The organism is Mycolicibacter acidiphilus (genome assembly GCF_018455725.1).
Lineage (GTDB): Bacteria > Actinomycetota > Actinomycetes > Mycobacteriales > Mycobacteriaceae > Mycobacterium > Mycobacterium acidiphilum.
This window is the reverse complement of record NZ_JAHCLR010000091.1, coordinates 1-8,634: the sequence shown is the minus strand read 5'-3', so window position 1 is coordinate 8,634 and position 8,634 is coordinate 1. Positions and strand designations below refer to the sequence as shown.

At 70.7% G+C, this 8,634-nt stretch carries 8 protein-coding genes and 1 pseudogene; 6 read left to right on the top strand and 3 right to left on the bottom strand.

Going from position 1 to position 8,634, the window contains the following annotated elements:
- Positions 1 to 77: 77 nt before the first annotated feature.
- Positions 78 to 470 (bottom strand): nuclear transport factor 2 family protein, encoded by a 393-nt coding sequence (locus KIH27_RS21700; RefSeq protein ID WP_307856975.1) that lies wholly within the window; start codon positions 468 to 470, stop codon positions 78 to 80.
- 53 nt (positions 471 to 523) lie between these two features.
- Between KIH27_RS21700 and KIH27_RS21695 the strand changes: the two genes are divergently transcribed.
- Complete coding sequence (locus KIH27_RS21695) at positions 524 to 1,453, top strand: DNA-3-methyladenine glycosylase family protein (protein ID WP_214095030.1); 930 nt, start codon at positions 524 to 526, stop codon at positions 1,451 to 1,453.
- Here KIH27_RS21695 and KIH27_RS21690 read toward each other — a convergent pair.
- Positions 1,450 to 2,835: a chloride channel protein gene (locus tag KIH27_RS21690; protein WP_214095029.1), complete on the bottom strand. Its 1,386-nt coding sequence runs from the start codon at positions 2,833 to 2,835 to the stop codon at positions 1,450 to 1,452. The genes KIH27_RS21695 and KIH27_RS21690 overlap by 4 nt on opposite strands.
- Positions 2,832 to 3,395 (bottom strand): TetR/AcrR family transcriptional regulator, encoded by a 564-nt coding sequence (locus KIH27_RS21685; RefSeq protein ID WP_214095028.1) that lies wholly within the window; start codon positions 3,393 to 3,395, stop codon positions 2,832 to 2,834. The genes KIH27_RS21690 and KIH27_RS21685 overlap by 4 nt, the downstream gene beginning before the upstream one ends.
- Before the next feature lie 147 nt (positions 3,396 to 3,542).
- Between KIH27_RS21685 and KIH27_RS21680 the strand changes: the two genes are divergently transcribed.
- The 5 genes and pseudogenes from KIH27_RS21680 to KIH27_RS21660 all read left to right on the top strand — a co-directional run bounded on the left by KIH27_RS21680 (position 3,543) and on the right by KIH27_RS21660 (position 8,481).
- Entirely contained in the window at positions 3,543 to 4,172 is a 630-nt protein-coding gene (locus tag KIH27_RS21680) for a TetR/AcrR family transcriptional regulator (RefSeq protein WP_214095027.1), read from the top strand.
- A gap of 61 nt (positions 4,173 to 4,233) precedes the next feature.
- Positions 4,234 to 5,169 (top strand): class I SAM-dependent methyltransferase, encoded by a 936-nt coding sequence (locus KIH27_RS21675; protein ID WP_214095026.1) that lies wholly within the window; start codon positions 4,234 to 4,236, stop codon positions 5,167 to 5,169.
- A gap of 10 nt (positions 5,170 to 5,179) precedes the next feature.
- Positions 5,180 to 6,589 (top strand): annotated as a pseudogene (locus KIH27_RS21670) (aldehyde dehydrogenase family protein); the annotation flags it as partial.
- Between the two features lie 48 nt (positions 6,590 to 6,637).
- A complete protein-coding gene (locus KIH27_RS21665; protein WP_214095024.1) occupies positions 6,638 to 7,501 on the top strand; it encodes an SDR family NAD(P)-dependent oxidoreductase in 864 nt (287 codons plus the stop codon).
- Positions 7,502 to 7,509: 8 nt separating this feature from the next.
- Positions 7,510 to 8,481, top strand: coding sequence for an NADPH:quinone oxidoreductase family protein (locus KIH27_RS21660; RefSeq protein WP_214095023.1), 972 nt, complete (start codon positions 7,510 to 7,512; stop codon positions 8,479 to 8,481).
- Positions 8,482 to 8,634 lie beyond the last annotated feature (153 nt).

The following is an 8,634-nucleotide window of genomic DNA, read 5'->3' as shown; positions in this document are numbered from 1 at the left end:
AGCAATACCAGTCTCAACGTCGCGCAGAGGCGGGCACCACAGCACATGCCCCAGGCCGGTGAAAGCTGATGCGGGTGTTACGCAGACCCCAGCGCCTCCGCGGCGAACCGGGTGTCGGTGTACTCCCGCACCGAGACGATCAGCCCGTCGCGGGTGTCGACGATGAACACCAGCGGACTCTCGTAGTGCGCGCCGTCGGTGGTGGCGCAGTCGCCGTGCGCCTCGATCACCACCGTCTCGCCCTCGTTGATGCACCGGGTCAGTTCCAGAGTGACCCGCATCCGCTGCCGCCGCTGCTCGAGCATCGCCCGCAGTGCGTCCTTACCGATCGTCTCGCGGGTGAGGATGCTCCAGTAGGTGCAGTCGTCGGCCAGCAGGTCGAAGTATTCGTCGAGGTCGCCGCCCTCGGAGACGCTCTGCAGAAACATCCACGCCAGTTCGGCCTGCGGATCGTCGAACGGCGTGGTCACCACCCCATGGTGGCCTGACCGCGCAGAACGGTCAACGTGAACACGCGATCCCTATGATCGCTGTTATCACCGATCCGCTTCGCCGCACCATCACCTTTCCCGGCCCGGCCGGCCCGGACATCACCCTGAGTCCGCTGCGCCGTGGCCCGCTCGACCCGTGTTTCCAGGTCGGCGCCGACGGCGCCATCTGGCGCACGAGCCTCACCGCCACCGGCCCGGTGACGGCGCGGATCACCCGCACCGCGACCGAGACCGTGCAGTGCGAGGCGTGGGGCGATGGCGCCGCGGAGTTCCTCGACGGCGCCCCGGCCCTGCTCGGCGCCGACGACGACGCGACGGGCTTCACGCCGACGCACCCGACGGTGGCCGCCGCGCACCGACGACTGCCGCACCTGCGGCTGGGCCGCACGAACCGGGTGCTGGAGGCGCTGATCCCGGCGGTGCTGGAGCAGCGGGTTCCGGGCACCGACGCGTTCCGGGCGTGGCGAGTGCTGGTCACCGAATTCGGCACCGCCGCACCGGGTCCCGCACCGGATCGGATGCGGGTGCCGCCGCCCGCGGAGGTGTGGCGAGCCATCCCGTCCTGGAAGTTCCACCGCGCCAACGTCGACGGCGGGCGGGCGCGCACCATCGTCGGCTGCGCGCAGCGGGCGGCGGCGCTGGAGCGACTGGCAACCCGCCCGCCCGCGGAGGCGCGGGCGGCGCTGATGTCGCTGCCCGGCGTCGGGGTGTGGACCGCAGCCGAGACTGCTCAGCGGGCGTTCGGTGACGCCGACGCGCTGTCGGTCGGCGACTACCACGTCGCGAAGATGATCGGCTGGACGCTGCTCGGCCACCCGATCGACGACGACGCGATGGTGGACCTGCTGGAGCCGATGCGGCCGCACCGGCATCGGGTGGTGCGGCTGCTGCTGGAGAGCGGGCTGGCGGTCGAACCGCGACGCGGGCCGCGGCTGGCGGTGCAGCACATCCGCTCCGTCTAACGAGCGGCGGCCCGCTCCTCCCGGGCCGCCCAGCGGTCCACCCGCTGCGACCGGTACATCGTCACCTCGCTGCGCGACATCAGCAGCGCCGCGATGCCGACCGCGATGATCGCGCCGGGGATCACCGCGAACGAGCCGGCCATCTCCGCGACCATCACCATCAGCGCCAGCGGGGCGTGCGCGACGCAGCCGAAGCAGGCCATCATGCCGACCACGACGAAGATGCTCGGATCATCCGGCACCCCGGGCAGGTGCAGCAGGTCGCCGATCCGCCAGACCGCCGCCCCGACGAACGCCCCGATCACCACGCCCGGCCCGAACAGCCCGCCGGACCCGCCGGTGCCGATCGAGCAGGCCGTGGCGACGATCTTGGCGAACGGCAGCACGACGACGATCCACACCGGGATCGCCAGCACCGCCTCCCGCGTCGTCGCCAACTGCACCCAGCCGTAGCCGCTGCTCAGCACCTGCGGGACCACCAGCGCCAACAGTCCGACCAGCAGGCCGCCGACGGTCGGCTTGAGCACCATGCCGCCGGGCAGGCGCCGCATCAGCGCCACCGTGGCGTGGAAGGTCCGGGCGTAGAGGTACCCGACCCCGGCGGCGGCCAGCCCGAGGACCGCGAACCAGACCAGCGGCCACGCCCGCTCGAACCGGTACTCGGCGTCGACGAACCCGAACATCGGGTCGAAGCCCAGCAGCGCGCCGCGCACCGCATACGCCACCCCGGAGGTGATGAACCCCGGCACCAGCGAGCGGTAGTCCAGGTCCCGGCGGTAGACGATCGACGCGGCCAGCACCGCCCCGCCCAGCGGCGCGCTGAAGATCGCGCCGATACCCGAGCCCACCCCGAGCGCGACCACCATCCGGCCGTCGTCGTCGGAGAGGTTCAGCCGGCGGGTCAGCAGCGACCCGAAGCCCGCCGAGATCTGCGCCGTCGGCCCCTCGCGGCCGCCGGAACCGCCGGAGCCGATGGTCAGCGCGCTGGCCACCAGTTTCACCAGTACGACGCGGGCCCGGATCGCGCGCGGATCGGTGTGCACCGCCTCGATCGCGCTGTCGGTGCCGTGCCCGGCGGCTTCCGGTGCCAGGCGGGCCACGATCAGCGCCGAGAGCAGTGCACCGCCGGTGGTCACCAGCGGGATCGCCCAGGCCCGCGTGAAACCGGGCGAACCCGGGTCGCCGCCCTCGTTGAACGGTGTCGGGATGCGATAGCCCGCGAGGTCGCCCAGGGCCACATCGGTGGTGTAGCGCAGCGCGAGCAGGAAGGCGACGGTGCCCAGCCCGGCGATGACGCCGATCGCGGTGCCCAGCGCCAGCCACTTGCCCAGGTAGGCGACGTTCCCCCGGGCTCGGACGTGGGGGGCGCCGGGGGGCGTCACGCTTTCGCGGCGACCGCGAACCGGCCCGAGTCGAGCGCGTCGAGTAACTGGTCGGCGATCCAGGCGATGGTGTCGGGGTCGCGGGGCAGCAGCACCTGCTCGTAGCCGATCAGCAGGTACATCGCCCAGCTGGCGAACAGGTGGGCCTGCCGCTCGTCGTGCAGCACCTCCAGTGCCGACTCGTAGAGGATGTCGTAGCGCTGCCGGTCGACCTGGGCCTGCACCGCGTGCACGCCCGGATCGGCTGAACTCCAGGCTCGGATCGCGGCCTCGGCGCCGTGCGGCAGTGCCAACCCGATCTGGATCAGGCTGTCGAGACGTTCCCGCGGATCGGGTAGCGCCCGGACGAACTCCACGTGTGCAACGGTGCGGACCTCCAGCCAGTGCTGGATCAGTTCGGTCGTGTACACCGGCCAGCTGGTGAAGTAGTGGTAGAACGACCCCGTCGTCACGCCGAGTCGGTTGCAGACCTCGGCCAGTTTGAGCCCGCCGTAGCCGAGTTCGGACAGCACTTCGAGGCCCGTCTCGAAGTACGTCTGCTGGGAGAGCGTGCTGACCATAAGTCGACTTTAGTTCGCTGGGGGCGGGTGCGATACCCGGCGTCCACCGATGAGTGTCGCCGTCGGATTTGCTGCCGAATGACTGTGAGTCGGAATAAGCGGACGTTTTCTCGAATTCGTGGACACCGGTTGTGCCACAATTCGCCGATGGACGCGTACGTGCGCCACCGGCGCGGCCGTCCCATCGCGCGAAGCTCGGCCGACACCCGGGCGCGGATCCTGCAGGCCGCCCGCGATGCGTTCGCCGAACTCGGCTACGAGGCCACGACCATGCGGGAGGTCGCGGCCCGCGCCGACCTGACCCGGCCGGCGATCAACCACTACTTCACCGGCAAGCCGGCGCTGTACCGGGCGGTGCTCGCCCAGACCGGCGACCTGGTGACCATCGCACTCGACGAGGCGCGGCAGCAGGTCGGCCTGATCGCCCGGCTGTCGACGTATCTGACCGCCGTCGCCCAGCCGACCGAGGAGAACCGGACGGGGGCGGCGTTCGTGGTCTCGGCGATGCTGGACGCGCAGCGGCAGCCGGAGCTGGCGCCGCTGGTCGGCGAACTGCAGGTGGGGACGCAGGAGTTCCTGCACTGGGCGATCACCGACGCCGTCGCATGCGGGGAGCTCACCACCGACGTGGCGACCGACGCGCTGGTGCAGATGCTCGCGGCGCTGCTGTGGGGGGTCGGGTTCTACGGCGCGTTCGTCGGCGACAGCGGGCAGTCCGCGGCCGTCACCGAGAACCTGCAGCGGCTGCTGGTCAACCGGCTCTGGCAGATCAAATAGCCCGCCTAAGTTCTTCGGTAGCATGTCGCACAACGTCCGCGACAGGCAGTGAGGGAACCCGATGAGCACAGCGCGCACCAACGACGACACCTGGGACATCGCGACCAGCGTCGGGTCGACGGCGGTGATGGTGGCCGCGGCCCGTGCTGTCGAGACCGACAGCGAGCAGCCGCTGATCCGCGACCCGTACGCGAAGCTGCTCGTCGCCGACGCCGGCACCGGGGTGTGGGAGGCGCTGCTGGACCAGTCGCTGGTCGCCAAGCTGGAGACCCTCGACCCGGACATCGCCGCGGTCTACCACAACATGCGCAACTACCAGGCGGTTCGGACCCGGTTCTTCGACGCCCACTTCGCCGACGCGGTGCAAGCCGGTGTCCGGCAGGTGGTGATCCTGGCGTCCGGTCTGGACTCTCGCGCCTACCGGCTGGACTGGCCGGCCGGCACCACGCTGTACGAGATCGACCAGCCGAAGGTGCTGGAGTACAAGGCCGCCACCCTGGGCAACCACGGTGTGACGCCGACCGCCGAGCGCCGCACCGTCGCGATCGACCTGCGCCAGGACTGGCCGGCCGCCCTGCGCGCCGCCGGTTTCGACGCGGGCGCGCCGACGGCGTGGCTGGCCGAGGGGCTGCTGATGTACCTGCCCGCCGACGCCCAGGACCGGCTGTTCGAGCAGATCACCGAGCTGAGCGCACCGGGCAGCCGGATCGCCGCGGAGACCGCCGCCAACCACGCCGACGAGCGCCGGCAGCAGATGTCGGAGCGCTTCAAGAAGATCTCCGAGCAGCTCGGGCTGTCGCAGGGCGTGGACGTGCAGGACCTGATCTACCACGACGAGAACCGCGCCTCGGTGCGCGACTGGCTCGACGGCCACGGCTGGCACGCCGACGCCGTCAACGCCAGCGACGAGATGCGGCGGCTGAACCGCTGGGTGGACGTGCCGATGGGCGACGACAAGGACGCGTTCGCGGAGTTCGTCACCGCCGTCAAAGGCTGACTACGATCGGGTTCATCCGGTGAAGGGAGAACCCATGACAGCCCAACTCGACCAGGTCGACGTCACCGAAACCGTGGCCCGGCTGCGACGCACCTTCGCCACCGGCCGCACCCGCAACCTCGACTGGCGCCGCGCGCAGCTGCACGCGATCGCCGCGATGATGACCGAGAACGAGGAGCGGGTCTTCGCCGCGCTCGACGAGGACCTGGGGCGCAAACCGTTCGAGGCGTGGCTGGCCGACGTCGCGGCCACCGCCGCCGAAGCCCGGTACGCGGCCAAGCACCTCAAGAAGTGGGCCCGCAGCCGGCACCACCTGCTGGAGTTGGCACAGCTGCCCGGCCGCGGCTGGGTGGAGTACGAGCCGTACGGCACGGTGCTGGTCATCGGCGCGTGGAACTTCCCGTTCGCACTGACGCTGGGCCCGGCGATCGGGGCGATCGCCGCCGGGAACACGGTGCTGCTCAAGCCTTCTGAGGTGTCACCGGCGTCGTCGCGGCTGATGGCCGAACTGGTCCCGAAATACCTTGACCCCGACGCGATCGCGGTGATCGAGGGCGACGGCGCGGTCAGCCAGGACCTGATCGCCCAGGGGCTGGACCGGGTGTTCTTCACCGGCGGCACCGAGATCGGCCGCAAGGTTTACGAGGCGGCGGCCGCGCACCTGACCCCGGTCACCCTGGAGCTCGGCGGGAAGAGCCCGTGCATCGTCGCCGCCGACGCCGACATCGACGTGGCGGCCAAGCGGATCGCCTGGACCAAGCTGATCAACTCCGGGCAGACCTGCATCGCCCCGGACTACGTGCTGGCAGATGCCGCCATCCGCGACGAACTGGTGGCCAAGATCGACGCCGCGGTCACCGCCTTCGAAGCCGACGACCCGGACGGCAAACCGATTGTGAACCAACGGCATTTCGATCGGCTGACCGCGGCGCTGGCCGCCACCAAGGGCACCGTCGCGCTCGGCGGCGGCTCCGACGCGGCGAAGGTCCGCATCCAGCCGACCGTCGTCGTCGACCCGGACCCGGACGAGCCGCTGATGACCGACGAGATCTTCGGTCCGATCCTGCCCGTCGTCACCGTCGAATCCCTCGACGACGCAATCGGATTCGTCAACACAAGGCCGAAACCGCTGGCCGCCTACCTGTTCACCAAGACCAAGGCGATCCGGGAGCGGATGATCAAGCAGGTGTCCGCCGGCGGCATGGTGATCAACCACCTGGTCTTCCAGTTCGCCACCACCAAACTGCCATTCGGCGGTGTCGGGCCGTCCGGTATGGGCGCCTACCACGGCCGCTGGGGCTTCGAGGAGTTCAGCCACCGCAAGGGTGTCATCAGCAAGCCGACCCGACCCGACCTCAGCGGCTTCATCTACCCCCCGTATACAGAGAAAGCCTGGAAGTTGGCACGCCGGCTGTTCTAGCGTGTCGATGCAGACCACCCAGCAAGCGAAGACCCGAGAGGAAGTTTCATGCCCGGAGTGCAGGACCGTGTCGTCGTCGTCACCGGAGCCGGTGGCGGACTGGGCCGTGAATACGCCCTGACCCTGGCCCGCGAAGGGGCCTGCGTGGTGGTCAACGACCTCGGCGGCGCCCGAGACGGCACCGGCGCCGGGCACAACATGGCCGACCACGTGGTGGCCGAGATCAAGGAGGCCGGCGGCCGCGCGGTGGCCAACTACGACAGCGTTGCCGAACCGGCGGGCGCGGCGGGCATCATCAAGACCGCGATCGACGAGTTCGGGGCGGTGCACGGCGTCGTGTCGAACGCCGGCATCCTGCGCGACGGCACCTTCCACAAGATGAGCGACGAGAACTTCGACGCCGTGCTCAAGGTGCACCTCTACGGCGGCTACAACGTGCTGCGCGCCGCCTGGCCGCACTTCCGCGAGCAGGGCTTCGGCCGGGTGGTGGTCGCCACCTCCACCAGCGGGCTGTTCGGCAACTTCGGTCAGGCCAACTACGGCGCCGCCAAGCTCGGCCTGGTCGGCATGATCAACACCCTCGCGCTGGAGGGCGCCAAGTACAACATCAAGGCCAACGCGATCGCCCCGATCGCCGCCACCCGGATGACCGAGGACATCCTGCCGCCGGAGGTGCTGGCGAAGCTCAAGCCGGAGTACGTGGCGCCGGTGGTGGCCTACCTGTGCACCGAGGAGAACCCCAACACCGCATCGGTGTTCGTGGTCGGCGGCGGCAAGGTGCAGCGGGTGGCGCTGTTCGAGAACGACGGCGCCACCTTCGAGAACCCGCCGACGGTCGACGACGTCGCCGCGCAGTGGTCGACGATCACCGACCTGTCCGGGGCGCACGCCGCCAGCTTCGCGCTGCAGTAGCCGTCGCGATGCGGGCGTGTGTGGTCCGGGAGCTGACCGGGCCGGCCGGACTGGTTTACGACGACGCCGCCGCTGAGCCGCCGGACTTCCCGGGTGCGGTACTGATCGACGTGCGGGCGGCCGGGGTGTGCTTCCCCGACCTGCTGCTCAGCCGCGGCGAGTACCAGATCAAGGTGCCGGCGCCGTTCATCTCGGGCTCGGAGGTCGCCGGCGTGGTGCGCTCCGCGCCGGCGGATTCCGGCCTGGCGGCCGGTGATCGGGTGTCGGCGTTCGGCATGCTCGGCGGTTTCGCCGAGCGGGTCGCGGTGCCGGTCGCCAACGTGCTGCCCAGCCCCGCCGAACTCGACGACGCCGAGGCGGTGTCGCTGCTGGTCAACTACAACACCGTGTACTTCGCCTTCCAGCGCCGCGCGGCGCTGCAGCCCGGCGAGACCGTGCTGGTGCTCGGTTCGGCCGGCGGGGTGGGGACCGCGGCGATCCAGGTCGCCAGGGCGCTGGGGGCGGGCAAGGTGATCGCCGTCGTGCACCGCAGTGCCGCAACGGAATTCGTGGAATCCCTGGGCGCCGACGTGGTGCTGCCGCTGACCGACGGCTGGGCGCGGGCGGTGCGCGACGCGACGGACGGGGTGGGTGTCGACGTCGTGGTCGACCCGATCGGCGGCGCCGCCTTCGACGATGCGATCCGGGTGCTCGCCGTCGACGGCCGGCTGCTGGTGATCGGGTTCGCCGCCGGCGGCATCCCGACGGTGAAGGTCAACCGGCTGCTGCTGCGCAACGTCGGCGTGCTCGGGGTGGCGTGGGGCGAGTACCTGCGCGCCAAGCCCGGCAGCGGCGAGACGTTCGCCGCCGGGGTCAACCGGCTGGTCGCCGACGGGCTGAGGCCGCCTGCGCCGCAACGGTTTCCGCTGTCGGAGGGCCGTGCCGCGCTGCAGGCGCTCGCCGACGGCCGGGTGTACGGCAAGGTGGTGCTGACGCCGTAGGGGCGCCGGTCGGTCACATCCGCATCAGCGGGCACCGGTCCAGACCATGTGCCGTTGTGCCCGCCTCTGCGCGACAATCCCCGGCGGGGACGCCTCGCCTCGCCTCACCTAACACCCGTTGATGCTCCTATAGGTTGTCAAGCCGCGAGGAGG

Bases quoted from the DNA above. Each gene is read 5' to 3' on its own strand.
- KIH27_RS21695 (WP_214095030.1), top strand. From the start codon at position 524: ATGATCGCTGTTATCACCGATCCGCTTCGCCGCACCATCACCTTTCCC.
- KIH27_RS21685 (WP_214095028.1), bottom strand. From the start codon at position 3,395: ATGGTCAGCACGCTCTCCCAGCAGACGTACTTCGAGACGGGCCTCGAA.
- KIH27_RS21680 (WP_214095027.1), top strand. From the start codon at position 3,543: ATGGACGCGTACGTGCGCCACCGGCGCGGCCGTCCCATCGCGCGAAGC.
- KIH27_RS21675 (WP_214095026.1), top strand. From the start codon at position 4,234: ATGAGCACAGCGCGCACCAACGACGACACCTGGGACATCGCGACCAGC.
- KIH27_RS21665 (WP_214095024.1), top strand. From the start codon at position 6,638: ATGCCCGGAGTGCAGGACCGTGTCGTCGTCGTCACCGGAGCCGGTGGC.
- KIH27_RS21660 (WP_214095023.1), top strand. From the start codon at position 7,510: ATGCGGGCGTGTGTGGTCCGGGAGCTGACCGGGCCGGCCGGACTGGTT.